Below are 25,155 nucleotides of genomic sequence, written 5' to 3'. Positions count from 1 at the left end.
TGCCCCTGTGTCCATGATTCGAACTGGTGTTCGACTCAGCAAGGGGAATCACCTGTTCGTGGACTAGGTGACAATGTGGGGGTGAACCCGTCCACCGCGCAGGCCAGGGTGCTCGTCGACGAGCTCCTCCGCAACGACGTCCGGCACGTCGTGCTGAGCCCCGGATCGCGCAACGCTCCGCTGTCGTTCGCCCTGGCCGAGGCCGCGGCGGCCGGACGGCTCACCCTGCACGTCCGGATCGACGAGCGGACCGCCGGCTTCCTGGCCCTCGGCCTGGCCCGGGGCAGCGGCGAAATCACCGTCGTGACCTGCACGTCCGGCACCGCCGTGGCGAACCTGCACCCCGCCGTGCTGGAGGCCGGGCACGCGAAGGTCCCGCTGATCGCGCTCACCGCCGACCGCCCGGTCGAGCTCTACCGGACCGGGGCCAGCCAGACCGTGGACCAGCAGCGCGTGTTCGGCATCGACACCCTCCAGTTCCCCATCGCCGAGCGCCGCACGGGCCAGAACGGCCTGTGGCGCTCGCTGGTCTGCCGCGCCGTCGCGACCGCCCGCGCGCACGGCCCGGTGCACGTCAACGTCCCGTTCCGGGAGCCGCTGGTGCCGGCGGGCGACGAGTGGGTCGAGCCGCTCGACGGCCGCCCGTTCGACATGCCGTGGACCCGGGTGGCGACCCGCACCACGACCTCCCTGCACCCGGCCGACCACCTCGGCCCGCGCACGCTGGTCGTGGTCGGCGACAGCCGCGAGGACATCACGGACCTGGCCGAGCGCGCGGGCTGGCCGGTGGTCGCCGAGCCGACCGCGCACGGCCTGCGGCACGGCACCCTGCTGCTCAACGCGGGCGAGCTGCCCCCGGAGCTGAAGCCGGACGCGGTGGTGGTGGTCGGCCGCCCGACGCTCTCCCGGGGCGTCACGAAGCTGATCGCGAGCACCGGCGTGGTGCACGTGCTGTCCGACGACCTCGACTGGCCCGACCCCCAGTTCGCCGCCACGCACGCCTCCACCGGCCTGGTGCTGGGCGAGCACGAGGTGGACGACGGCTGGCTCACCGCCTGGCAGCACGCCGACAAGGCCGCCGCCGACGTGGTGGACGAACTGCTGGCCAAGGAGCCGTGGCCGACCGGGCTCCAGGTGGCGCGGGACCTGGTGGCGCACCTGCCGGTCGGCGCGACCCTGTTCCTCGGCTCGTCCAACCCGGTCCGCGACGTGGACCTGGTGGCCGCGTCCCGGCACGACGTCCGGGTGCACGCGAACCGGGGCGTGGCGGGCATCGACGGCAGCGTCTCCACCGCCGCCGGCATCGCGCTGACCGCCGGCCACGCGTTCGCGCTGATCGGCGACCTGACCTTCCTGCACGACGCGAACGGGCTGCTGATCGGCCCGGACGAGCCGCGCCCGGACCTGACCGTCGTGGTGCTCAACGACGACGGCGGCGGCATCTTCACGCTGCTGGAACAGGGCGCGCCGGAACACGCGACCGCGTTCGAACGGGTTTTCGGCACGCCGCACGGCACCGATCTCGCCGCGTTGTGCGCCGCCCACCACGTGCCGCACACGGTGATCGAGAACGCCGACCAGCTCAGACGGGCACTGGTCAGGCCGCGCGGAATCCGGGTGCTGGAAATCCGGGCGGGACGTGCCGAATTGCGCGGTCTGCACGCCCGGCTGAAGCTCGCGGTGTCAACCGCGTTCCACTGACCAGGAACCCACGGACGGGGGGTACAGCGGCACCTCGCGACGTGGGAGCTTCACCCCATGTCCCTCAGAGCGAAGCTCACGCTAGGCACCGCCACCGCGGTGTCCCTGCTGCTGGTGGCCGGTACCGCGGTCGCCGCGGGTCCGGGCGCGCCGGGCATCGGAGACCCGTACTACCCGAATGCGGGCAACGGCGGTTACGACGTTTCCCACTACGACCTCCGGCTGAACTACCAGCCGGCGGACGACCGGCTCTCCGGCACCGCCACGATCCTCGCGAAGACGACCCAGGACATCACCCGGTTCAACCTGGACTTCCTGCTCAAGGTGAATTCCATCCGGGTGAACAACAAAGTGGTCGCATTCTCGCAGCAGGGTGGCGAACTGGTCGTTGACCCCCGGGCCAACCTCCGCAAGGGCACCGACCTGACGGTCGTCGTCACCTACTCGGACGTGCCCTCCAGCCATTCGGTGGACGGTTTCACGGCGTGGAAGCGCACCGCCGACGGCGCGCTGGCGATCAACGAGCCCGACGTCGCGCCCTGGTGGTTCCCGAGCAACAACCACCCGCGCGACAAGGCGACCTACGACGTCTCGCTGTCCGTGCCCGACGGCCTGGAGGTGCTCTCCAACGGGCTGTTCCTCGGCACCACGAAGCTGGTCAACGGCCGGACCTGGTGGCGGTGGCGCAGCCTGAAGCCCCAGGCCAGCTACCTGGCGTTCGTGGCGATCGGCCAGTTCGACATCCGCCAGTCCACCGCACCGGGCGGGCGTCCGGTGGTCAACGCGTACTCGCCGACCCTGGGCGACGACGACGCGGCGGCCAGGGCCAGCATCGAGCGCACCTCCGAGGTGGTCGAGTTCCTGGAGGAGAGCTTCGGGCCGTACCCGTTCGAGGCCGAGGGCGGCGTGGTGGTCGCACCGGGGCAGCTCGGCTTCGCGCTGGAGAACCAGACCCGCTCGACCTACGACCCGGCGTTCTTCCGGCGCGGCGCGAACACCTACGTCGTGGCGCACGAGAACGGCCACCAGTGGTTCGGCGACTCGGTGTCGGTGCACAACTGGCGGGACATCTGGCTCAACGAGGGCTTCGCCAGCTACGCCGAGTTCCTGTGGTCGGAGCACGTGGGCGAGGGCACCGCGCAGGAGAACGCCCAGTACACCTACGACCTGTACCCGGCGGACAACCCCTTCTGGCAGGTCCTGCCCGGTGACCCCGGTGTCGACCACCAGTTCGACGGCGCGGTCTACGACCGGGGCGCGCTGGCCGTGCACGCGCTGCGGGTCGAGGTCGGCGACGACGCGTTCTTCGCGATCCTGAAGAAGTGGACGCAGGCCAAGCGCTACGGCGACGCGACCGTCGAGGAGTTCATCGCGCTGGCCGAGCGGGTGTCCGGCGAGCAGCTCGACGACCTGTTCCGGGTCTGGCTGTTCACCAAGGGCAAGCCGGCGGCGGCTCCGGGCGGGGCCGCGCTCGCGACCGCCTCGGTGGCCGAGCCGAAGTCGTTCCAGAAGATCCGCGAGACGCACGCGCTGCTCGACCGCTCCCGGCGCTGAGCACGCCCCGGGGCCGCCCTCCCCCGTGCGGGCGGCCCCGGTCCCGGCGACGGGTCAGCCGGTGAGACCGATCCCGTCCACGACCTTCGTGGTGATCGAGCTGAACCCGGTGACCGTGCCGGGCTCGATCCACCCCTCGTCCGGCCGGGTGCCGGCCACGGAGCGCTCGCCGATGAAGTCACCGGTCGCCGGGTCCACGATCAGGTCGCGGCGTTGGCGCTCGTCCTCGATGCCGATCGCGATGCCGGTGCGGCCGTCGAGGGTGGCGGCCTCGTCGTAGACCCGCACGCCGTCCAGCGTGGCGAGCGCCCGGTACCAGCCGGCGCGCAGGTCGGCGGGCATCAGGCCGGCGCGGAGGATCTCCACGCCCCAGTGGAACATCGTGGCCGGGGCCGAACCGCGCTGCGCGGTGGCGCTGCGCAGGTACGCCACGATCGCCTCGGGGTCGCGCGGCAGCCCGGTGTAGAACTCGGGGTTGTCCCAGCTCGTGGGGTCACCGCACGATGCCGCCCCCTGCGAGTTCGGGAAGAAGTTGCCGCACTTGCCGCGCCGCTCCCCGGTGTCGGTGTCCATCGCCCGGGGTTCGGGTGCCTCGGACCGGGGCACGGAACCGCCGAGCCACTCCACGCCGGGCAGCCAGCCGCGCCTCTCCAGCCAGTCCTGCGACTGGTCCTGCGGGATCCACACCTCGCGGGAGGTCTCCTTGAGGTAGGTCCAGCCCCGGATGGTCTGGTCCGGGTCGTCCTGGCCGACGCCGATCAGGTGGCCGCGCGAGTACCAGGCGTGCTCGGCGATGTACCGGTACTGGCCGGGCGACAGCACCGGGTCGACCGGGTCGATCGCGTCGGCGGCGTCGTCCAGCACCTCCTTCGCGGACAGCAGCGACACCTTCGGCGGGGGCGAGGTGGTGCCGGGCCGCACCTGCTCCCGCGCCACGGGCTCCTGGCGCGGGGCGTCCTCGGGCCGGGTCACCACGACCCCGACGACCAGGACCGCCGCGGCGGCGGCGGCCAGGGGCAGGAGCCGGCGGGCGATGCGGCGGGAGCGCGCGGGTGCCTGTTCGGCCGCTGCGGCGGCCAGCACGCGGGCGCGGACGTCGTCCAACGGCGCGTCGGAGGTGCGGGCGGCGTGGTCGAGCCGGTCGAGGGCGTCGTCGAGCTCGCGCATCAGCGGGTCTCCTCGGTGAGCAGTGCTTGCAGTCTCGTGCGCACCCGGTGCAGGCGGGAGCGGATGGTGCTGGCGGGTTCGCCGAGCGCCTCGGCGATCTCCGCGGGCGTCAGCCCGGCCCAGGACGTGAGCAGCAGGACGTCGCGGTCCTCGTCGCGGAGCTCGGCGATGGCCTGCCGGAGCACCCGGGTCGCGCGTTCGGCGTCCACCCGGTCGGCGACGAGCCCGTCGTGGTCGGGTTCGGGCCGTCCGACGACCCGCAGGCCGGCCCGGCGGCCACGGGTCTCCTTGCGCAGGTGGTCGCGCACGAGGTTGGTCGCGATCCCGTACAGCCAGCCCTTGACCGGGGCGCGGTCCGGGTCGTAGTCGTGCCGCCGCCGCAACGCCACCAGGAAGGTCTCGGCGACCAGGTCGTCGGCCACCGACTCGCCGGCGCGGCCGGCGAGGTACCCCCGCAGCTTCCGGGCGTGCGCGTCGAACAGCTCGGCGAAGACGGCCGTCACGTCCCGGCCGCGCAGGTCCGGGGGCTTGTCCAGTGCTGTGGTCACGTACCGGTTGGCCGCCGGGCCCGCCGGCGTCCCCGTGTCCCCGGTCACACCGACCCGGTCACCGGCCCTCCAGGGCCTCGCGGAACGGTCGCATCTTGGCGTGCGCCTCGCGCACCTCGGAGTCGGGGTCGGACTCCGCGACCAGCCCGCAGCCCGCGAACAGCCGCGCGGTGCGGCCCTCGACCTGCGCGCACCGCAGCGCCACGCCCAGCTCGCCGTCGCCGTTCGCGTCGATCCAGCCCACGGGGCCCGCGTACCGGCCCCGGTCCATGCCCTCGAGCTCCTCGATCACGGCCGTCGCGTCCGCGCGGGGCGTGCCGCCGACCGCCGCCGTGGGGTGCAGGGCCGCGGCGAGCGCGAGCAGCGACGGGGTGCCCCGCAGGGTGCCGATGACGTCGCTGGACAGGTGCGAGACGTTCGGCAGCCGCAGCACGGACGGGCCGTCGACGGACATCGTCGCGCAGAACGGCCGCAGCGCCTCGGTCAGCGACGCCACCGCGTACCCGTGCTCCTCGCGGTCCTTGCCGGACGACAGCAGCGCGGCGGCCAGCTCGGCGTCGGGCACGCCGTCGTGCGGCCACGTCGTGCCGGCCAGCACCCGGGAGTCGACCACCCGGCCGGACCGGCGCAGCAGCAGTTCGGGGGTGGCCCCGATCAGCCCGTCCACCGCGTACACCCAGCACTCGGGGTAGCGCCGGGCCAGGCCCGCCAGCACGAACCGGTGGTCGACCGGCTCGTCGGCGACGGCCAGCAGGTCGTGCGCGAGGACGACCTTGTCCAGCTCGCCGGCCCGCATCCGGGCCACCGCCGCGCGGACCGCCTCCCGGTAGGCGGGCACGGACAGCTCGCCGTCGGCGTAGCGCACCCCGCGCGGCCGGCGGACCGGCCGCACCTCGACGGGGGCGCGCTCGCCGATCGTGGTCAGCCACGCCTCGCCGTTGCGGACGCCCGCGACGACCTCCGGCACCACCAGCACCGAGCGGCCCGGCCGGTCGGCGAACGCCAGCGACGCGAACGCCACCGGCCCGCTGCCCGGCACACCGAGCCCGTCGTCCACGTCCAGGGTCGAGGTGAACTCGCGCCACCACCGGTCGGCCTCGGCGAACCGGTCCGGCCCGGAGACCTCGAACCGCGCCGCCTCACCCCACCCGACCAGGCCCGATCCGTCGCGCACCCAGGCCAGGGCACCGGTCGGCGCGGGCAGCCTGCCGAGCAGGCCGGCGTCGCCGGCGCGCCTGGTGCGCGCGCGCAGCCGGGGGCGGGTCCGGGAGGCGGGGGCTGGGCTCACGGGGTCGAGGGTATGGACTCGTCCCTGAGATTCCGCGTCGGGTCGGCCCTAGACTTCTCAGTTGTGGCGGACAACGCAGTGCGGGCCGGCAGTCGCCGGAGGGTCAGGCTGCCGGCCAGGGCGCTGCTGGTGCTCGGCGGGGTCGTGACGCTGATCGGGGTGGTCCTGCTGGCCGCGTGCCTGAAGGACGACCTGGCGATCGAGCGCCGCCTGGGCAAGGCGACCGCCGAGGTGGTGTCGGTGGACTTCCAGCGCACGGTGGTGCGGTTCGCGACGCCGGACGGCGCGGTGCACAGCCCGGAGCAGGGCGTGCTGTACCCGGCGGGGTTGGAGCCCGGCCAACTGGTCCGCGTCGAGTTCGACACCGCCGACCCCGAGCTGGCGCGGGTCGCCGAGCGCACCTGGACGCTGGCCGCCCTGCCGATCTCCACGTTCCTGATCGCCGTGTGGGCCGTGCTGCTGCCGCTGGTCTGGTGGGTCCGCCGACGTTTGTGACACTCGTTCCCGAAAACCGTCTCCAGGTGTAACATCGGCGGTATGGACCTGGAGGCGGACTTCGAGCGCACCGTGGCAGCGGGGCACCGCGTCGAGCCGCGCGACTGGATGCCCGACGGCTACCGCAGGACGCTGATCCGGCAGATCGCGCAGCACGCGCACTCCGAGATCATCGGGATGCAGCCCGAGGGGAACTGGATCAGCCGCGCGCCGTCGCTGCGCCGCAAGGCGATCCTGCTGGCCAAGGTCCAGGACGAGGCCGGCCACGGCCTCTACCTGTACGCCGCGACCGAGACGCTGGGCGCGGACCGCGGCGACCTCACCGAGAAGCTCGTCGAGGGCCGGCAGAAGTACTCGTCGATCTTCAACTACCCGACGCTGTCCTACGCCGACGTCGGCACCATCGGCTGGCTCGTGGACGGCGCGGCGATCTGCAACCAGGTGCCGCTGTGCCGCACCTCTTACGGCCCGTACGCGCGCGCCATGATCCGCATCTGCAAGGAGGAGTCCTTCCACCAGCGGCAGGGCTACGAGCTGCTGATGACCATGATGAACGGCACGGACGCGCAGCGCGCCATGGTCCAGGAGTCGGTGGACCGCTTCTGGTGGCCGTCGCTGATGATGTTCGGCCCGCCGGACGCCGAGAGCTCCAACACCGAGCAGTCCATGGCGTGGCGGATCAAGCGCAACACCAACGACGAGCTGCGGCAGAAGTTCGTGGACATGACCGTGCCGCAGGCCGAGAAGCTCGGCGTCACGCTCCCCGACCCGTGCCTCGCGTGGAACGCCGACCGGGGCCACCACGACTTCGGCCGGCCCGACTGGGACGAGTTCTGGCAGGTCGTCGGCGGCAATGGACCGACCAACGCGCAGCGCGTCGCACACCGCCGCAAGGCGCACGAAGACGGCGAGTGGGTGCGGGCGGCGGCAGCCGCGCACGCCGCGAAGCGCGAGCGGAACGACAACACGGGCGTCCGGGCAGAGGAGGGTGTGGCGTGAGTTCTTCCTGGCCGCTGTGGGAGGTGTTCGTGCGCGGCAAGCGCGGACTCAACCACGTGCACGTCGGTTCGCTGCACGCCCCGGACGCGGAGATGGCCGTGCGCAACGCACGAGACGTCTACACGCGGCGCAACGAGGGCGTGTCGATCTGGGTGGTGCCCGCGTCGGCGATCACCGCGTCGTCCCCGGACGAGAAGGACCCGTTCTTCGAGCCCAGCGGCGACAAGGTGTACCGCCACCCCACGTTCTACGCGATCCCCGAGGACGTGCCGCACCTATGAGCTTCGACAACGCCTATGAGTCGCTGGTCGACCACGAGGACGCGCACTGGGCGTTCGGCACCGGGTTCGCCGAGCCGCTGGCCGGGGTCGACCGCGAGATCCCGGACACCCTCGACGCCCGGGACCTGTTCGAGTACTGCCTGATGCTCGGCGACGACGCCCTGGTGCTGTCCCAGCGGCTCGCCGAGTGGTGCTCGCGCGGGCCCGAGCTGGAAGAGGACGTGGCGCTCGCCAACATCGCCCTCGACCTGCTCGGCCAGGCCCGGCTGCTGCTCACCCGGGCCGGCGAGGCCGAGGGCGCGGGCCGGGACGAGGACGCGCTGGCGTACCTGCGCGACGAGCGCGACTTCCGCAACGTGCACCTCGCCGAGATCGAGTGCGGCCCGTTCGCGGGCGGCGACTTCGCCACCACCGTGGCCCGGCTGCTGGTGTACTCGTCGTGGAAGGTCGCGCTCTACGCGCGCCTGCGGTCCTTCGCCGACCCGGTGGTCGCCGCGATCGCCGCCAAGGGCCTCAAGGAGCTCGCCTACCACCGCGACCACGCCGCCCAGTGGGTCGTGCGGCTCGGTGACGGCACCCCCGAATCGCACGAGCGGATGCGGGCCGGCGTGGCGCGCGTGTGGCCCTACCTGGCCGAGCTGTTCACCGCGCACCCCGTCGAGCTGCGGCTGGGCGTCGACCCGGCCGAGCTCGCGGCCGAGGTGGACCAGGTGCTCGACGCGGTGTTCGCCGCCGCCGGCCTCGACCGGCCGGACCCGGTGCCCGCCGCGCGGGTCGACGGCCGCGCCGGGCGCGACGGCGTGCACACCGAGGCCATGGGCTACCTGCTCGCCGAACTCCAGCACCTGCACCGCTCGCTGCCGGGTGCCACGTGGTGACCGTCGCGGCGCGGACCGCGCTGGACGTCGCGTCCCGGGTCCGGGACCCGGAGCTGCCCGTGCTGACGCTCGCCGACCTGGGCGTGCTGCGGGACGTGGTGGTCGAGGACGGCCGGGTGCTGGTCACCATCACGCCCACCTACTCGGGGTGCCCCGCCGTCGACGAGATGGGTGCCGACCTGCGGCGGACCCTGCGCGCGGCGGGGTTCGCGCGGGTCGAGGTGCGGCTGTCGCTGTCGCCCGCCTGGACCACGGACTGGATCACCGACGACGGCCTGCGCAAGCTCGCCGAAGCCGGCATCGCACCGCCGTCGCGGATCGGCCCGCGCGCGGTCGGGCCGGTGCCCCTCCGGCTCACACCGCCGGCCTCGCGGGTCGCCTGCCCGCGCTGCGGCTCGCCCCGGACGGTCGAGCTGTCCCGGTTCGGTTCCACCGCCTGCAAGGCGCTGCGGCGGTGCGCGGACTGCGCCGAGCCCTTCGAGCACGTCAAGGAGATCTAGATGGCGCGGCCGGTGTTCCACGAGCTGACCGTGGCCGCCGTCGACCGGCTGTGCGACGACGCGGTCGCCGTCACGTTCGACGTGCCGGCGGAATCGGCCGCCGACTTCGCGTTCCGCGCCGGGCAGTACCTGACGGTGAAGATCGGCGAGGAACGCCGGTCGTACTCCCTCTGCGCACCGGTCGGCGCGCCGCCCCGGATCGGCGTGCGGCGGGTCGACGGCGGGCTGTTCTCCGAACACCTCGTGGACCGCGTGCGGTGCGGTGACGTGCTGGAGGTCCTGCCCCCGCTGGGCGACTTCACGCCCGTGGACGGCACCCACCACGGCCTGGTCGTCGCCGGGTCGGGGATCACGCCCGCGCTGTCCATCGCCGCGACCGTGCTGGCGTCCGGCGCGCGCGTCACCCTCCTGTACGGCAACCGGCGCGCCGACACCGTGATGTTCACCGAAGAACTCGCCGACCTGAAGGACCGCTACCCCGCGCGGTTCCAGCTCGTGCACGTGCTGTCGCGCGAGCCACGGGACGTGGAGCTGTTCAGCGGGCGTCTGGACGCCGAGAAGCTGCGCGCGCTGTTCGACACCGTGGTGCCGTTCGCGTCCATCGACCAGTGGTGGCTGTGCGGGCCCTACGGGCTCGTGCGCGACGCGCAGGACGTGCTGGCGTCGCGCGGAGTGGACGCTTCGACCGTCCACCACGAACTGTTCTACGTGGACGAACCGCCGCCGCCCCGCCGGGCCGAAGAAGTCCTGGAATCGGCCGCCGAGGGCACTGTGATCCTGGACGGCCGCACCACGGTTGTGCCGCTGCCGCCCGGCACGCCCATCCTCGACGCCGCCCAGCGGGTGCGCGCCGACCTGCCCTTCGCGTGCAAGGGCGGGGTGTGCGGGACGTGCCGCGCGCTGGTCGTGTCCGGGGCGGTCGACATGCGCCGCAACTACGCCCTCGAACCCCGTGAAGTCGAGGCCGGGTTCGTGCTGACGTGCCAGTCCGTGCCCGTCACACCGTCGGTGACCGTCGACTTCGACGCTTGATCTGGCACGATGGGTGTCATGGGGAGATCGGTGCTGACGGGCCTGATCATCGGCACCACGGCGGTGGCGATGTTCTTGACGCTCGTGCTGACCGCCACGATGTCCTCCGCGCCGGCCGGCGAGGGCGGCTCGCTCGCCGCCAACGTGCTGGCGGTGTTGATCATGTCGGTGTTCGGCGGCGGCGTGCCCGGCACCCTGATCGGCGTCGTCGTCGGCGTCGCCAAGACCCGCACCCGCGCCCGTGCCCTGCCGCCGATGCCGATGAGGGTGGTCGCGCCCCCCGTCCAGCCCCCGCCGATCCCGCACCGACCAGGCCCGATGGACCGCTGGGCGGCACCGGTCGGCCGGGCCGAGCTGTCCGTGCGACGGGTGTACGCCGTGGTCGAGACCGTGCCGCCGTCGCCCGCGCGGGAGTGGATGGGGCGGATCGCCGGGCAGTTCGAAGCCGAGCTCGGCAACGTCCGGCGTCTCGCCGACCTCGGCCGGGCGCTCGACGCCGACCAGAACCACCCCGTCGTGCAGCGCCTCCACGCGGCCGTGCGCGACTTCACCGCGTTCGAGGACCAGGTCGGCAGCGTCGCGCTCCGGATGGTCGACCACACGTCGCTCGACGCGGCCCGCGTGCACCTGGAAGTGCTCGAACAGCAACTGCCCCACCTGGGCAGCGTCTAGCCGCGCCCTACCGGGCCATGGACGACTGCCACCACCCCAGGACCTCCTCGGCCACCTCCGGCACCGCCACCAGCAGCCCGTCCACCGGCAGCGACGCGTCCTCGCCCCGCCGGTCGAGCACCGCCGCCCCCGACTCCACCGCCAGCGCCACCGCGCCCGCCACGTCCCACTCGTGGTAGCTGTGCAGCACGGCCGCCGCCGCGTGCCCCAACGCCACCTGCGCCACCGCCAGCGCCTTCGACCCCAGCACCCGCACGCCCGTCCCGGCCACCGCCGCCCGCGAGATGAACTCGCCCATCCCCGGCCACGGACCCGTCCGCGTCATCTCGGTGCACACGATCGGGCTGATCGCCTGGCCGCCGAGCTTGACCGGCGTCCCGTTCGCCCGCATCCCGCGCCCGCGCGCGGCGGCGTAGATCTGGGCCCGGTACGGGTCGGCCACCACGCCCACCACCGGGCCCCAGCGGTCCACCAGGGCCAGGCTGTACGCGCACCACGGGACGCCCGCCACGTAGTTCGCCGTGCCGTCCACCGGGTCCACCACCCAGCGGAACTCGGCGTCGGACGGCACGTCCGTGCCGGTGTCCTCGCAGTACACGGGGATGTCGGGGAACTCGGCGGTCAGCACCCGCCGGGTGTGCCGCTCCAGGGTGCGGTCGGTGTCGGTCACCCAGTCGAACGGGTACGTGTCGTCATCGGGCTGGGCCCCGCGACCCGCCGTCGCCATGATGACGTCCGACGCGTCGTTGGCGAGGCGGCCCGCTATCTCCAGCGCGATCGACACCAACCCGGGATCGACGGGCTGCGCGGGCCGGGACGACAAGACGGTCATGCCGCACTAGTGTCACCGCTCCCGGTGGCCGTGACACGTCCTCCAGGTGAAGCGATGACGATCTCCCGGGCAACGTCAACCGCGACGCGAGGAGTTGGACCTCCGTTCCGCGACTCGTCACGCCCCCGTCTCCTTCGCGGCCCGTGGTCCCCGGCACGCGGACACGGACCGTCACCCCGTCGTCGCCGGCGCGGACGGGAGCTCCCCTCCGCTGTTCGGGCGGCTGCCGGGCGAGGACGGGGTGAGCGGCTCGGCCGGCGTCACTTAGGCTTTCCCCATGGCGCGTGCAGGTCTGGACAAGAACCCCCGCGAGGTCGCCGAGATGTTCGACGGCGTGGCCAAGGGCTACGACCGCACGAACTCCGTCATGACCCTGGGGTTCGACCGGCGCTGGCGGGAGTGGAGTCGGCGGGTCCTCGACGCGCGCGCCGGGGAGAAGGTGCTCGACCTGGCGGCCGGTACCGCGGTGTCCACGGTGGAGTACGCGGCGTCCGGTGCGTGGTGCGTGGCGGCCGACTTCTCGCTCGGGATGCTGCTCGGCGGCGCTCACCGGCCCGTGCCCAAGGTGGCCGCCGACGCGCTGCACCTCCCGTTCGCCGACGACTCCTTCGACGCCGTCACGGTCTCGTTCGGCATCCGCAACTTCAGCGACACCGAGGCGGCCCTCCGGGAGATGGCCCGGGTGGTCCGGCCCGGTGGCCGGCTGGTGGTCTGCGAGGTGTCCACGCCGACGTTCCGGCCCTTCCGGTTCGTCTACATGCGGCACCTGCTGAAGGTGCTGCCGTTCATCGCGCGCTTCGTGTCGTCCAACCCCGACGCCTACAAGTACCTCGCCGAGTCGATGCGCACCTGGCCCGCCCAGCGCGCCCTCGGCGAGATCATCGCCCGCGCCGGCTGGGACGACGTCGCCTGGTTGAACCTGACCGGCGGCATGGTCGCGCTGCACCGGGCCGTCAAGCCGGAGCCGGACCCCGAGGCCGCGTCCCGGGGCTGAACCCGTCCCTCCCGGAGCCGGCGCGGCCAGGCCGGGGACCCGGGGGTCGCCGTGCCCGACCGGCTGCGCGGACGGCCGACGGCGAGGCTCTCAGCTCTCCGCCAGTAGACTCGGCGGGGACTTCGTGAACTCAGGCACAAGGAGTGGGGATGACGACTCCCAGCCGCCGCAAGGCAGGCGAGGACGCCGAGGTGATCGTGGTCGGCGCGGGTCCGGCGGGCTCGACCGCGGCCACGTACCTGGCCCGCGCGGGCCTGGACGTGTTGCTGTTGGAGAAGTCCAGGTTCCCCCGCGAGAAGGTCTGCGGTGACGGGCTGACGCCGCGCGGCGTCAAGCAGTTGATCGACCTCGGCGTCGACACCCGCGAGGAGGCCGGCTGGCTGCACAACCGGGGTCTGCGGGTGGTCGGTGGCGGGGTCACGCTCGAACTGGACTGGCCGGAGCTCGCGACCTTCCCGCCCTACGGCGTGGTCCGCCCGCGCCAGGACTTCGACGAGATGCTCGCCAGGACCGCGCAGCAGGCCGGCGCGCGCCTGTTCGAGCAGACCACCGTCACCGGCGCGATCACCGAGAACGGCCGGGTGGTCGGGGTGACCGCCAAGACCGGTCCGGACAAGCGGGAGGTCACCTACCGCGCACCGATCGTGATCGGGTGCGACGGGGTGTCCGCGCGCCTGGCGCTGAGCGTCGGCCTCCAGAAGGACGACGCCAAGCCGATGGGCGTCGCGGTCCGCCGCTACTACGCGAGCCCGCGCACCAAGGACGACTACCTCGAATCCCACCTCGAACTGTGGGACCGCGCGAACGACGTCCTGCTGCCCGGCTACGGCTGGATCTTCGGCATGGGCGACGGGACGGTGAACGTCGGCCTCGGCATCCTGAGCACCTCGAAGGCCTACGGGACTACGGATTACCGAGCCCTCCTCAAGTCGTGGCTGGACGGCACGCCGGAGGAGTGGGGCTTCCGCGAGGAGAACGCCACCGGCAAGATCGGCGGCGCGGCGCTGCCGATGGGCCTGAACCGCAAGCCGCACTACCGCGACGGCCTGCTGCTGGTCGGGGACGCGGGCGGCATGGTGAACCCGTTCAACGGCGAGGGCATCGGCTACGCGATGGAGTCGGCGCGGCTCGCCGCGGAGAGCGTGGTGCAGGCCCTGGCCCGCACGGGTCCGAGCCGGGAACGGGCGCTGCACGGCTACCCGGTGCGCATCGAGCAGGCGCTGGGCAGTTACTACCGGATGGGCAACCTGTTCAGCCGCCTGATCGGCCACCCGACCATCATGCGCACCGCGACGAAGTACGGCCTACCTCGCAAGACGTTGATGAAACTGGTCCTGAAGCTGCTCGCGGGCCTTTACGACCCGAAGGACGGCGACTCGTTCGACCGCATCATCACGGCGGCCACGAAACTCACCCCAACGGCCTAACCGGGTTCCACCTAACGTCGCAGCACCGGCTTCTGAGCCGGTGCTGTTTCGTTTGTGGTGTGTCCCCGTTCACGTCCGCGTCGCCGGGCCGGTGATCTGCACCGTAAAAGACCAGGTCAGGCAGTGTGTAGGGGGTGCTCGTAGCGCCTGTGTGTGACGTTCTACACTGGCCCTCAGGTCTTGTGAATCACTTCACAACCGACTGTGATGGCTTGTGAAGTGTTTCACAAGCGACCTGGGGAAAGTTAGGTCCGCCTAACTTACCGGGGCCGCAAGAACACCCTTAGGGTGCGCAACGGTCGGCGGTGCACCACCACCGCGACACGCGAGGAAAGGACGACGGAGAGTGCTGGACCCTTACCTCCCCCTCGTATTGATGTTCGCCCTCGCCGGGGCCTTCGCCCTGTTCTCCGTGACGGCCGCGCCGTACATCGGCCCCCGCCGCTACAACCGGGCGAAGCTCGACGCCTACGAGTGCGGCATCGAGCCGTCCCCGCAGCCCGTGGTGGGCGGTGGCCGGATGCCGGTCGCCTACTACCTCACGGCGATGCTGTTCATCCTGTTCGACATCGAAATGGTGTTCCTCTACCCGTTCGCGGTCTCCGCGGACCGGCTCGGCCTGTTCGGGCTGGTGGAGATCGCACTGTTCGTCGCGACGGTCGGCTTCGCGTACGCCTACGTGTGGCGGCGCGGCGGCCTCGACTGGAACTGAGGGGGAAGACCCGTGGGTCTCGAAGAGAAGCTCCCGAACGGCATCCTGCTCGCCAGCGTGGAGAAGCTGGTCAACTGGACCCGCAAGTCCTCGCTCTGGCCGGCCACGTTCGGTCTCGCCTGCTGCGCCATCGAGATGATGACCACCGGCGGTCCGCGCTACGACCTGGCGCGGTTCGGCATGGAGGTCTTCCGCGCCTCCCCGCGCCAGGCCGACCTGATGATCGTCGCGGGCCGGGTGACCAACAAGATGGCCCCGGTGCTGCGCCAGATCTACGACCAGATGCCCGAGCCGCGCTGGGTGCTGGCGATGGGCGTCTGCGCGTCCAGCGGCGGGATGTTCAACAACTACGCGGTGGTGCAGGGCGTGGACCACGTCGTGCCGGTCGACATGTACCTGCCGGGCTGCCCGCCCCGGCCGGAGATGCTGATCGACGCGATCCTCAAGATCCACGCGAAGATCATGGACGAGCCGCTGGGCCCGACGCGGGCCGCGCTGCTGGCCGAGCAGGGCCACACCACGGACCTGATCCCGTCCTCCCAGCGGTTTGCGAAGAAGTGAGCGGCATGGCTGACGACAAGCGCGAGGTCGAGAAGACCACCGGCGCGGACAACCCGTCCCCCCAGGGCGAGGCGCTGAGCTCCGCGAGCATGAGCGAGGCCGAGCACGAGGAGCACCAGGCGCACGGCGGGGTGACCGCCGGCAAGGCGCGCCTGGGCATGTTCGGCGTGGCCGGCTCCGGCGACACGTCGGGCTTCGGCGGCCTGCGGCTGCCCGCGCACGTGGCCGCGCCCAGCGAACGCCCCTTCGGCGGCTGGTTCGACGAGGTCGCCGACGAGCTGCTGGGCGCGCTGCACGAGAAGGGCCTGCCGGCCGATACCGTCCAGCAGATCACCGTGGACCGCGGCGAGATCACGTTCTTCCTGCGCCGCGAGCACCTGGTGGACGTGGCCCGGGTGCTGCGCGACGACCCCGCGCTGCGCTTCGAGCTGTGCAGCTCGGTGTCCGGTGTGGACTACGGCGAGGCCGCGCCGCAGCGGCTGCACTCGGTCTACCACCTCACCTCGATGACCTACCGCCGGCGCATCCGCCTGGAGGTCGCGGTCGAGGTCGAGGACGCGCACATCCCCAGCGTGGTGTCGGTGTACCCGACCGCGGACTGGCAGGAGCGCGAGACCTGGGACATGTTCGGGATCGTCTACGACGGCCACCCCGGCCTGACCCGCATCCTCATGCCGGACGACTGGGACGGGCACCCGCAGCGCAAGGACTACCCGCTCGGCGGCATCCCGGTGGAGTACAAGGGCGCGGAGATCCCCCCGCCAGACCAGAGGCGGTCCTACTCATGACCGAACGTCTTTCCGACGTCACGACCGGCACCGACACCTCCGAGGTGGGCCGGGACAGCACCACCGGCCCGGACAGCGCCCCCGGGGCGGCCGACCCGTACGCGAGCTCCCGGCAGACCACCGAGGGCACCGTCTACACGGTGACCGGCGGCGACTGGGACGAGGTGCTGGCCGAAGCGGCCGGCGACGAGCGCATCATCATGAACCTGGGCCCGCAGCACCCCTCGACGCACGGCGTGCTGCGCCTGGTGCTGGAGCTGGAGGGCGAGACCGTCACCCAGGCCCGCAGCGTCATCGGCTACCTGCACACCGGGATCGAGAAGAACCTGGAGTACCGCAACTGGACCCAGGGCGTCACGTTCGTGACGCGCATGGACTACCTGGCCCCGCTGCACAACGAGGCGGCGTACTGCCTCGCGGTGGAGAAGCTGCTGGGCGTCACGGTCCCGGAGCGCGCGCAGACGATCCGCGTCCTGCTGATGGAGCTCAACCGGATCAGCTCGCACCTGGTCGCCCTGGCGACGGGCGGCATGGAGCTCGGCGCGCTGACCGGCATGACGGCGGGCTTCCGCGAGCGCGAAGAAGTCCTGCACCTGCTGGAGTTCCTGACCGGTCTGCGGATGAACCACGCGTTCATCCGGCCCGGCGGCCTGTCGCAGGACCTCCCGGTCGACGCGCCGCAGCGCATCCGGGACTTCATCAAGGTGATGGACTCGCGGCTGCCGGACTACGACAAGCTGCTCACCGGCCAGCCGATCTGGCGCAACCGGTTGGAGGGCGTCGGCTACCTGCCGGTGGACGCCTGCCTCGCGCTCGGCATCACCGGTCCGATCCTGCGCTCCGCCGGCCTGGCCTGGGACCTGCGCAAGATCGAGCCGTACTCGGGCTACGAGAACTACACGTTCGACGTGCCCACGGCGAACGAGGCGGACTCGTTCGCCCGCTACCGGCTGCGGGTCGAGGAGATCCACCAGTCGCTGAAGATCGTGAAGCAGGCGGTGGACCGGCTGGAGCCGGGCCCGGTCATGGTGGCGGACGCCAAGATCGCGTGGCCCGCGCAGCTCACCATCGGCGCGGACGGCATGGGCAACTCGCTGGAGCACGTCCGCAAGATCATGGGCCAGTCCATGGAGTCCCTCATCCACCACTTCAAGCTGGTGACCGAGGGCTTCGCGGTGCCGCCCGGCCAGGTGTACGTGCCGATCGAGTCGCCGCGCGGCGAGCTGGGCTACCACGTGGTGTCCGACGGCGGTACCCGGCCGATGCGCGTGCACGTGCGCGAACCCAGCTTCGTGAACCTCCAGTCGATGCCCGCGATGTGCGAGGGCGGCATGGTCGCCGACGTCATCGCCTCGGTGGCCTCTATCGACCCGGTGATGGGTGGTTGTGACCGATGACGCAGACCCAGGAAACCCCGGACCAGGCGGGCGTCGACGTGTTCGGCGACGACACGGTGGCCCGCGCGCGGAACCTGATCGGGCGGTACCCGCAGGCCCGCTCGGCGCTGCTGCCGATGCTGCACCTGGTGCAGTCGGTGGAGGGGTACGTCAGCCAGGAGGGCATCGCGTTCTGCGCGGGCCAGCTCGACCTGTCCCTCGCCGAGGTCAGCGCCGTCGCGACGTTCTACACCATGTACAAGCGCCGCCCGTGCGGCGAGCACCTGGTGAGCGTCTGCACGAACACGCTGTGCGCCGCGCTGGGCGGTGACGCCATCTACGCGGAGCTGCGCGAGCACCTGGGCACCGGGGGCAGGCCGCTGGGCCACGAGGAGACCGCGGGCGAGCCGGGCGCGCCCGGCTCGATCACGCTGGAGCACGCCGAGTGCCTGGCGGCCTGCGACCTGGGCCCCGTGCTCCAGGTGAACTACGAGTTCTACGACAACCAGACCCCGGAGAAGGCGCTGGAGCTGGTGAAGTCGTTGCGGGCCGGGGTGAAGCCGGACCCGACGCGCGGCGCGCCGCTGACCGACTTCCGCCAGGCCGAGCTCCAGTTGGCGGGTTTCTTCGAGGGTCGGGACGCGGACCTGGACGGCCCGTCCGCCGCGCCCGAGACGGTGCGCGGTGCGGCGCTGGCCGCCGATCGCGGCTGGACCGCGCCGGCGATGCCGGAGAACGCCGAGTTCCCCGCCCTGCCGGAAAAGAAGTAGGGGGAGGCACCGATGGTCGACAACCTGACTCCTGTCCTCACCAAGCGCTGGCTGTCGCCGCGCTCGTGGACGCTGAAGACCTACGAGCAGTTGGAGGGGTACACGGCGCTGCGCAAGGCGCTGACCGCCCACCCGGACCAGCTCATCCAGCAGTGCAAGGACTCCGGGCTGCGCGGTCGCGGCGGCGCGGGCTTCCCGACCGGCCTGAAGTGGGGCTTCATCCCGCAGGGCGACGGCAAGCCGCACTACCTGGTGATCAACGCCGACGAGGGCGAGCCGGGCACCTGCAAGGACATCCCGCTGATGATGGCGGACCCGCACTCGCTGGTCGAGGGCATCATCATCACCTCGTACGCGATCCGGGCGAACTTCGCCGCGATCTACGTGCGCGGTGAGGTGCTGCACTGCATCCGCCGGCTGAACGCGGCCGTGCGCGAGGCGTACGAGGCGGGCTACCTGGGCAAGGACATCCTCGGCTCCGGGTTCGACCTCGACCTCGTCGTCCACGCGGGCGCGGGCGCGTACATCTGCGGCGAGGAGACCGCCCTCCTGGACTCGCTGGAGGGCAAGCGCGGCCAGCCCCGGCTCAAGCCGCCCTTCCCCGCGACCGCCGGCCTCTACGCCTCGCCCACCGTGGTGAACAACGTGGAGACCATCGCGTCGGTTCCCTACATCGTGAACGGCGGCGCGGACTGGTTCCGCACCATGGGCCGCGAGCGGTCGCCGGGCCCGAAGATCTACTCGCTGTCCGGCCACGTCGAGCGGCCCGGCCAGTACGAGGCCCCGATGGGCGTGACGCTGCGCGAGCTGCTGGACATGGCGGGCGGCATGAAGGACGGCGTCCCGCTGAAGTTCTGGACGCCGGGCGGCTCGTCCACCCCGCTGTTCACCGCCGAGCACCTGGACGTCCCGCTGGACTTCGAGGGCGCGGCCGAGGCCGGGTCGATGCTGGGCACCACCGCGCTCCAGATCTTCAACGAGACGGTGTCCGTGCCGTGGGCGGTCATGAAGTGGACCGAGTTCTACAAGCACGAGTCGTGCGGCAAGTGCACGCCGTGCCGCGAGGGCACCTACTGGCTGGTCCAGATCCTCCAGCGGATGAACCGCCACGAGGGCACGGCCGCCGACATCGAGACGCTGCTGGACATCTGCGACAACATCCTGGGCCGCTCGTTCTGCGCCCTCGGCGACGGCGCGGTCAGCCCCATCACCAGCGGCATCAAGTACTTCAAGGACGAGTTCCTCGCGCTGTGCGACCGGAACGCGTCCCAGCACAGCGGAGCCGCAGCCCTGGCAGGAGCAAGCGCATGACGATCGCGCCTGACAAGACCACCCCGACGGGCACCGGGCCGGCCGTGCCCGAGGGCCACGTCAAGCTGGTGATCGACGGCCTGGAGGTCGTCGCGCCCAAGGGCGAGCTGCTGATCCGCACCGCCGAGCGGCTCGGCATCGTCGTGCCCCGGTTCTGCGACCACCCGCTGCTGGACCCGGCGGGCGCGTGCCGGCAGTGCCTGGTCGAGGTGGAGATGGGCGGCCGGCCGATGCCGAAGCCGCAGGCCTCCTGCACGATGACCGTCGCCGACGGCATGGTGGTCAAGACCCAGCTCACCTCGCCGGTCGCGGACAAGGCGCAGCAGGGCGTGATGGAGCTGCTGCTCATCAACCACCCGCTGGACTGCCCGGTCTGCGACAAGGGCGGCGAGTGCCCGTTGCAGAACCAGGCGCTCAAGCACGGCCGCGCCGACTCCCGGTTCCACGAGCACAAGCGGACCTTCCCGAAGCCGATCGCGATCAGCACCCAGGTGCTGCTGGACCGCGAGCGGTGCGTGCTGTGCCAGCGCTGCACCCGGTTCTCCGCGCAGATCGCGGGCGACCCGTTCATCGAGTTGCTGGAGCGCGGTTCGCAGCAGCAGATCGGTGTGGCGCAGGACAAGCCCTTCCAGTCGTACTTCTCCGGCAACACCATCCAGATCTGCCCGGTGGGCGCGCTGACGTCCGCCGCGTACCGGTTCCGGGCGCGCCCGTTCGACCTGGTGTCCACGCCGAGCGTGTGCGAGCACTGCTCGTCGGGCTGCGCGGAGCGCACCGACTGGCGGCGCGGCAAGGTGCAGCGCAAGCTCGCCGGCGACGACCCCGAGGTCAACGAGGAGTGGATCTGCGACAAGGGCAGGTTCGCCTTCCGCTACGCCACCGCCGACGACCGGATCACCCGGCCGCTGGTGCGCGACGCGGGGTCCGGCGAGCTGCGCGAGTCGTCGTGGACCGAGGCGTTGCAGGTCGCGGCGGCCGGGTTGGCGAGGGCGCGGGACGGCAGGGGCGCGGCGGTGCTGGCCGGTGGCCGGCTGACCGTCGAGGACGCCTACGCGTACTCGAAGTTCGCCCGGATCGCGTTGCGCACCAACGACGTCGACTTCCGCGCCCGCCCGCACTCGGCGGAGGAGCTGGACTTCCTCACCTCGTCGGTGCTGGGCACGACGCCCGCCGACGGCGTGACGTTCCGGGGCATCGAGGCCGCACCCGCCGCGCTGCTGGTGGCGTTCGAGCCCGAGGAGGAAGCGCCGATCGTCTTCCTGCGGCTGCGCAAGGCGGCCCGCGCGAAGCGGACCAAGGTCTTCCACCTGGGCCAGTTCACCTCGCCGGCGGTGGAGAAGACCTACGGCACGCTGCTCGCGTGCGTGCCCGGCGGTGAGCCGGCGGCGCTGAACGCGCTGCCCGAGCACGCCGCCGACGTGGTGGACGAGCTGGCCAAGCCGGGCTCGGTGATCCTGGTCGGCGAGCGCGCCGCCGAGGTGCCGGGCCTGTTCTCGGCGGTCGTCGCGCTGGCGGACCGGACCGGGGCGAAGGTCGCGTGGATTCCGCGCCGGGCCGGTGAGCGGGGCGCGCTGGAAGCCGGTCTGCTGCCCACGCTGCTGCCCGGCGGCCGGCTGGTGTCCGACGCCGCCGCGCGCGCCGAGGTCGAGCGGGTCTGGGGCCTGGCGGTGGGCGCGCTGCCCGCGCGGGCCGGCCGCGACACCGCGGGCATCCTGCACGCCGCCGCGAGCGGCGAGCTGGACGCGCTGGTGGTCGGCGGGGTCGACCCGTTCGACCTGCCGGACCCGGCGCTGGCCGAGCGCGCGCTGGCCGCGACGGGTTTCGTGGTCAGCCTGGAGCTGCGGCACAGCGCGGTCACCGCGTACGCCGACGTGGTGCTGCCGGTCGCCCCGGCGGTGGAGAAGGCGGGCAGCTACCTCAACTGGGAGGGGCGGCACCGCCCGTTCCCGCTGACCCTGGAGGGCACCGGCGCGCTGCCGGACGGCCGGGTGCTGGACACGCTGGCCGTCGAGATGGACGCCGACCTGTTCACGCAGACCCCGGCCGCCGCCGCGGCGGACTTCGCCCGGCTCGGCCGAGGCACGCTCACCGCCGCCGCGCCGTCCGTGCCCGCGCCGCTGCTGCCCCAGCCCAGGCCCGGCCAGGCCGTGCTCGCGACCTGGCGGCGGCTGCTGGACAACGGTTCCGGGCAGGACGGCGAACCGAACCTGGCGGGCACCGCGCGGCCGGTGGTCGCGAAGCTGTCCGAGGCCACCGCCCGGCAGCTCGGCGTCGAGCTCGGCGGCCTGATCACCGTGTCGACCGATCGCGGCGAGGTGTCGCTGCCCGTCGAGGCGGCGGACCTGCCCGACGGCGTGGTGTGGCTGCCCGGCAACTCCGGCGCGGTCACCGTGCGGCGCAACCTGGCCGCCGGCCACGGTTCCGTGGTGGCCGTGGCGAACGCGCAGGGAGGCAAGGCATGAACGCGGGACAACTCCTCGCCGACGACCCCGTCTGGCTGGTCCTGATCAAGGTCGTGGGGATCTTCGGGTTCCTCGTCGTGATGACCCTGTTCATGATCAACTGGGAGCGCAAGGTCGTCGCCCGGATGCAGCAGCGGCCCGGTCCCAACCGGGTCGGGCCCAACGGCTGGCTCCAGTCGCTCGCCGACGGCCTCAAGCTCGCGTTCAAGGAGGACATCCGCCCCGTCCTCGCGGACAAGTGGGTGTTCTTCCTCGCCCCGGTGATCTCCTGCATCCCGGCGTTCGTCGCGTTCTCGGTGATCCCGCTGGGCGGCAAGGTCACGATCTTCGGCGAGGAGACCGCGCTCCAACTGGTCGACCTGCCGGTGGGCGTGCTCGTCGTGCTGGCCTGCTCGTCGCTCGGCGTCTACGGCATCGTGCTCTCCGGCTGGGCCTCCGGCTCGCCGTACCCGCTGCTCGGCGCGCTGCGGTCGGCCGCGCAGGTGATCTCCTACGAGATCGCGATGGGCCTGTCGATCGTCGCGGTCGTGATGAGCTCGCACTCGCTGTCCACCGCGGACATCGTGAGCAGCCAGTCCGGCACGATCGCCTGGGGCGCGCTGCCCGCGTGGAACGCGATCCTGCTGCCGGTCAGCTTCGTCATCTACGTCATCTCCATGGTCGGCGAGACCAACCGCGCCCCGTTCGACCTCCCCGAGGCCGAGTCGGAGCTGGTCGGCGGGTTCCACACGGAGTACAGCTCGCTGAAGTTCGCGCTGTTCTTCCTCGCCGAGTACGTGAACATGGTGACCGTGTCGGCGCTGGCCACCACGCTGTTCCTGGGCGGCTGGCAGTTCCCGTTCGTCGGGCCGGACCACGTGCTCAACTCCAACGGCTGGCTCGGGCTGATCTGGTTCGTGATCAAGACCCTGGGCTTCCTGTTCCTGTTCATCTGGCTGCGCGGCACGCTGCCCCGCCTGCGCTACGACCAGTTCATGCGGCTGGGCTGGAAGTTCCTGGTCCCGATCGCGCTGTTCTGGTTCGTCGCCGTCGCGTTCACCCGCTACTTCAACCTGGAGCGCGAGGCCGACCGGTTGAGCACCGGCGTGCTGCTCGCCGTCTTCGGCGTCGTCCTGGCGGTGATCGTGCTGGTCGCGTTCCTGCTGCCGGACCAGCGGGAGCAGCGCGACCCGAACGCCGTGCCGGTCACCGGCGGCGGGTTCCCGGTGCCGCCGCTCGACCTGCAAGTGCCCAAGTCGCCACCGCGCCGGCAGGTTCCGGTGGCGCAGCTACCGGCCGCCGGCGCGGTCGGCGATCGGACAACCGCGCCCGCGGCAGCGAGTGTGTCAGCTAAGGAGGCCGGCGATGGGGATGTTTGATCCCGTCAAGGGTTTCGGGGTCACCTTCGGGACGATGTTCAAGAAGGTCGTCACCGAGGAGTACCCCGAGGTCAAGAAGGTCACCGCACCCCGGTTCCACGGGCGGCACCAGCTCAACCGGCACCCGGACGGGCTGGAGAAGTGCGTCGGCTGCGAGCTGTGCGCGTGGGCCTGCCCGGCGGACGCGATCTTCGTCGAGGGTGGCGACAACACCGACGAGGAGCGCTACTCGCCCGGTGAGCGGTTCGGCGCGGACTACCAGATCAACTACCTGCGCTGCATCGGCTGCGGCCTGTGCATCGAGGCGTGCCCGACCCGTTCGCTGACCATGACGAACGAGTACGAGCTCGCCGACGACAACCGGCAGAAGCTGATCTTCACCAAGGAGGACCTGCTCGCGCCGCTGCTGCCCGGCATGGAGCAGCCGCCGCACCCGATGCGGCTGGGCGAGAACGAGCAGGACTACTACGTCGACGGTCCCCGGCTGGCCGCCGAGCAGCAGGCGCGGGAGGCCGGGCGATGACGCTGTTGCTCCAGCCCGAGGACGCCGCGCGCGTGGTCGACGTCGTCACCACGGGCGAAGCGGTCGCGTTCTGGGTCCTCGGCCCGCTCGCCCTGGCCGGCGCGCTGGGCATGCTGTTCGCCCGCAACGCCGTGCACTCGGCGCTGTGGCTGGTGCTCTCGATGCTCAGCCTGGGCGTGCTGTACATGGTGCAGCAGGCCCCGTTCCTCGGCTTCGTGCAGATCATCGTCTACACCGGCGCGATCATGATGCTGTTCCTGTTCGTGCTGATGCTGGTCGGCCGGGACAGCTCGGACTCGGTGGTCGAGGTGCTGCGCGGCCAGCGGCTCGCGGCGAGCGTGCTCGGCGTCGGCTTCGCCTGCCTCGTGGTGGGCTCGCTGGCCCGCGCGCTGACCGACGTGCAGCCGGTCGGCCTGGCCCGGCAGAACACCGAGAACGGCGGCAACGTCGCGAACATCGGCGAGGCCCTGTTCACCGACTACCTGTTCGCGTTCGAGCTCACCTCGGCGCTGCTGATCACCGCGGCGGTCGGCGCGATGGTGCTGGCCTTCACCCAGAACGTGGGCAAGGACCGCAAGAAGACCCAGCGCGAGCTGGTCGAGGAGCGCTTCCGCGGCGACCGGCCGGGCTCGCTGCCCGGCCCCGGCGTGTTCGCCACCGCCAACTCGGTGGCCACGCCCGCCCTGCTGCCGGACGGCTCGGTCGCCTCCGAGTCGCTGTCGGCGCTGATCGAGACCACCGCCAAGGAGACCTTGGACGGCGACGTCGGCGAGGTCGCGGGCACCGGCCACGAGGCCGACGCGCGCGCCCTCAAGGGGGACCAGTCGTGACCGCGCGGTCCACCGGGACGGCCCGGTCCGCCGGGGTCCGCCGGTCCCGCGCCGCCACGCCGGGTCCCGGGTCGGCGAACGCCCGTGCGATCGAGG

24 protein-coding genes and 1 pseudogene are annotated in these 25,155 nt (G+C 72.1%); 21 read left to right on the top strand and 4 right to left on the bottom strand.

Annotation, left to right across the window (positions count from 1 at the left end):
• Nucleotides 1-81 precede the first annotated feature (81 nt).
• Together menD and AB0G01_RS07995 are read left to right on the top strand one after the other, a co-directional pair.
• Complete coding sequence (gene menD / locus AB0G01_RS08000) at nucleotides 82-1,701, top strand: 2-succinyl-5-enolpyruvyl-6-hydroxy-3-cyclohexene-1-carboxylic-acid synthase (RefSeq protein WP_360940907.1); 1,620 nt, start codon at nucleotides 82-84, stop codon at nucleotides 1,699-1,701.
• A 57-nt stretch (nucleotides 1,702-1,758) separates the two neighbouring features.
• Nucleotides 1,759-3,255: a M1 family metallopeptidase gene (locus tag AB0G01_RS07995; protein ID WP_360940906.1), complete on the top strand. Its 1,497-nt coding sequence runs from the start codon at nucleotides 1,759-1,761 to the stop codon at nucleotides 3,253-3,255.
• A 54-nt stretch (nucleotides 3,256-3,309) separates the two neighbouring features.
• Here AB0G01_RS07995 and AB0G01_RS07990 read toward each other — a convergent pair whose 3' ends face one another.
• From AB0G01_RS07990 to AB0G01_RS07980, 3 genes are read right to left on the bottom strand one after another with little or no spacing between them, the layout of a single operon-like run.
• The gene (locus tag AB0G01_RS07990) at nucleotides 3,310-4,422 is read right to left on the bottom strand and encodes a CU044_5270 family protein (RefSeq protein ID WP_360940904.1); all 1,113 of its coding nucleotides are present in this window, start codon (nucleotides 4,420-4,422) and stop codon (nucleotides 3,310-3,312) included.
• Complete coding sequence (locus AB0G01_RS07985) at nucleotides 4,422-5,018, bottom strand: sigma-70 family RNA polymerase sigma factor (protein WP_360940902.1); 597 nt, start codon at nucleotides 5,016-5,018, stop codon at nucleotides 4,422-4,424. Before AB0G01_RS07985 ends, AB0G01_RS07990 begins: the two co-directional genes overlap by 1 nt.
• 10 nt (nucleotides 5,019-5,028) lie before the next feature.
• On the bottom strand, nucleotides 5,029-6,258 hold the full coding sequence (locus tag AB0G01_RS07980) for an isochorismate synthase (protein WP_360940900.1): 1,230 nt from the start codon (nucleotides 6,256-6,258) through the stop codon (nucleotides 5,029-5,031).
• A gap of 63 nt (nucleotides 6,259-6,321) precedes the next feature.
• Between AB0G01_RS07980 and AB0G01_RS07975 the strand changes: the two genes are divergently transcribed.
• Genes AB0G01_RS07975 through AB0G01_RS07945 form a run of 7 tightly spaced genes read left to right on the top strand, consistent with a single transcriptional unit; the run spans nucleotide 6,322 to nucleotide 11,115 of the window.
• Nucleotides 6,322-6,753, top strand: a complete 432-nt coding sequence (locus AB0G01_RS07975; RefSeq protein WP_360940898.1) for a DUF3592 domain-containing protein — start codon at nucleotides 6,322-6,324, stop codon at nucleotides 6,751-6,753.
• 42 nt (nucleotides 6,754-6,795) lie between these two features.
• The gene (gene paaA / locus AB0G01_RS07970; protein WP_360940896.1) at nucleotides 6,796-7,752 is read left to right on the top strand and encodes a 1,2-phenylacetyl-CoA epoxidase subunit PaaA; all 957 of its coding nucleotides are present in this window, start codon (nucleotides 6,796-6,798) and stop codon (nucleotides 7,750-7,752) included.
• Nucleotides 7,749-8,033, top strand: coding sequence for a 1,2-phenylacetyl-CoA epoxidase subunit PaaB (gene paaB, locus AB0G01_RS07965; protein WP_015105369.1), 285 nt, complete (start codon nucleotides 7,749-7,751; stop codon nucleotides 8,031-8,033). The genes paaA and paaB overlap by 4 nt, the downstream gene beginning before the upstream one ends.
• Nucleotides 8,030-8,911, top strand: coding sequence for a 1,2-phenylacetyl-CoA epoxidase subunit PaaC (gene paaC / locus AB0G01_RS07960; protein ID WP_360940893.1), 882 nt, complete (start codon nucleotides 8,030-8,032; stop codon nucleotides 8,909-8,911). Before paaB ends, paaC begins: the two co-directional genes overlap by 4 nt.
• Complete coding sequence (gene paaD / locus AB0G01_RS07955) at nucleotides 8,908-9,411, top strand: 1,2-phenylacetyl-CoA epoxidase subunit PaaD (protein ID WP_360940891.1); 504 nt, start codon at nucleotides 8,908-8,910, stop codon at nucleotides 9,409-9,411. The genes paaC and paaD overlap by 4 nt, the downstream gene beginning before the upstream one ends.
• Entirely contained in the window at nucleotides 9,412-10,443 is a 1,032-nt protein-coding gene (paaE, locus tag AB0G01_RS07950) for a 1,2-phenylacetyl-CoA epoxidase subunit PaaE (RefSeq protein ID WP_360940889.1), read from the top strand. It abuts the gene before it with no gap.
• An 18-nt stretch (nucleotides 10,444-10,461) separates the two neighbouring features.
• The gene (locus AB0G01_RS07945) at nucleotides 10,462-11,115 is read left to right on the top strand and encodes a hypothetical protein (protein WP_360940887.1); all 654 of its coding nucleotides are present in this window, start codon (nucleotides 10,462-10,464) and stop codon (nucleotides 11,113-11,115) included.
• A gap of 7 nt (nucleotides 11,116-11,122) precedes the next feature.
• On the opposite strand, the gene AB0G01_RS07940 is transcribed toward AB0G01_RS07945, so the two are convergent.
• A complete protein-coding gene (locus tag AB0G01_RS07940) occupies nucleotides 11,123-11,947 on the bottom strand; it encodes an inositol monophosphatase (RefSeq protein ID WP_360940885.1) in 825 nt (274 codons plus the stop codon).
• Between the two features lie 277 nt (nucleotides 11,948-12,224).
• Here AB0G01_RS07940 and AB0G01_RS07935 point away from each other — a divergent pair, with 277 nt between their 5' ends.
• The 12 genes and pseudogenes from AB0G01_RS07935 (at nucleotide 12,225) to AB0G01_RS07880 (ending at nucleotide 25,059) form a co-directional block, all read left to right on the top strand.
• A complete protein-coding gene (locus AB0G01_RS07935) occupies nucleotides 12,225-12,941 on the top strand; it encodes a demethylmenaquinone methyltransferase (protein WP_360940883.1) in 717 nt (238 codons plus the stop codon).
• Between the two features lie 149 nt (nucleotides 12,942-13,090).
• Nucleotides 13,091-14,368, top strand: coding sequence for a geranylgeranyl reductase family protein (locus AB0G01_RS07930; RefSeq protein WP_360940881.1), 1,278 nt, complete (start codon nucleotides 13,091-13,093; stop codon nucleotides 14,366-14,368).
• A gap of 346 nt (nucleotides 14,369-14,714) precedes the next feature.
• Nucleotides 14,715-15,080 carry an NADH-quinone oxidoreductase subunit A gene (locus AB0G01_RS07925; RefSeq protein WP_015105359.1) on the top strand — a complete coding sequence of 122 codons (366 nt, stop codon included), beginning with the start codon at nucleotides 14,715-14,717 and terminating at the stop codon, nucleotides 15,078-15,080.
• A 12-nt stretch (nucleotides 15,081-15,092) separates the two neighbouring features.
• A pseudogene (locus tag AB0G01_RS07920) lies at nucleotides 15,093-15,638 on the top strand (NADH-quinone oxidoreductase subunit B family protein); the annotation flags it as partial.
• Nucleotides 15,639-15,730: 92 nt separating this feature from the next.
• Complete coding sequence (locus tag AB0G01_RS07915; protein ID WP_360941283.1) at nucleotides 15,731-16,429, top strand: NADH-quinone oxidoreductase subunit C; 699 nt, start codon at nucleotides 15,731-15,733, stop codon at nucleotides 16,427-16,429.
• The gene (locus tag AB0G01_RS07910) at nucleotides 16,426-17,826 is read left to right on the top strand and encodes an NADH-quinone oxidoreductase subunit D (RefSeq protein WP_360940879.1); all 1,401 of its coding nucleotides are present in this window, start codon (nucleotides 16,426-16,428) and stop codon (nucleotides 17,824-17,826) included. Before AB0G01_RS07915 ends, AB0G01_RS07910 begins: the two co-directional genes overlap by 4 nt.
• Nucleotides 17,823-18,575: an NADH-quinone oxidoreductase subunit NuoE gene (gene nuoE / locus AB0G01_RS07905; protein WP_360940877.1), complete on the top strand. Its 753-nt coding sequence runs from the start codon at nucleotides 17,823-17,825 to the stop codon at nucleotides 18,573-18,575. The genes AB0G01_RS07910 and nuoE overlap by 4 nt, the downstream gene beginning before the upstream one ends.
• Before the next feature lie 12 nt (nucleotides 18,576-18,587).
• Nucleotides 18,588-19,886: an NADH-quinone oxidoreductase subunit NuoF gene (gene nuoF, locus AB0G01_RS07900; protein ID WP_360940875.1), complete on the top strand. Its 1,299-nt coding sequence runs from the start codon at nucleotides 18,588-18,590 to the stop codon at nucleotides 19,884-19,886.
• Nucleotides 19,883-22,348, top strand: coding sequence for an NADH-quinone oxidoreductase subunit G (locus AB0G01_RS07895; protein WP_360940873.1), 2,466 nt, complete (start codon nucleotides 19,883-19,885; stop codon nucleotides 22,346-22,348). Before nuoF ends, AB0G01_RS07895 begins: the two co-directional genes overlap by 4 nt.
• Nucleotides 22,345-23,706 (top strand): NADH-quinone oxidoreductase subunit NuoH, encoded by a 1,362-nt coding sequence (gene nuoH / locus AB0G01_RS07890; RefSeq protein WP_360940871.1) that lies wholly within the window; start codon nucleotides 22,345-22,347, stop codon nucleotides 23,704-23,706. The genes AB0G01_RS07895 and nuoH overlap by 4 nt, the downstream gene beginning before the upstream one ends.
• The gene (gene nuoI / locus AB0G01_RS07885; protein WP_360940869.1) at nucleotides 23,693-24,229 is read left to right on the top strand and encodes an NADH-quinone oxidoreductase subunit NuoI; all 537 of its coding nucleotides are present in this window, start codon (nucleotides 23,693-23,695) and stop codon (nucleotides 24,227-24,229) included. The genes nuoH and nuoI overlap by 14 nt, the downstream gene beginning before the upstream one ends.
• Nucleotides 24,226-25,059, top strand: coding sequence for an NADH-quinone oxidoreductase subunit J (locus tag AB0G01_RS07880; protein WP_360940867.1), 834 nt, complete (start codon nucleotides 24,226-24,228; stop codon nucleotides 25,057-25,059). Before nuoI ends, AB0G01_RS07880 begins: the two co-directional genes overlap by 4 nt.
• Nucleotides 25,060-25,155: the final 96 nt, after the last annotated feature.

The sequence above is a fragment of the Actinosynnema sp. NPDC023587 genome (genome assembly GCF_040640215.1).
Taxonomy (GTDB): domain Bacteria; phylum Actinomycetota; class Actinomycetes; order Mycobacteriales; family Pseudonocardiaceae; genus Actinosynnema.
The sequence above is the reverse complement of the archived record's forward strand: the minus strand, read 5'-3'. Positions and strand labels throughout refer to the sequence as shown.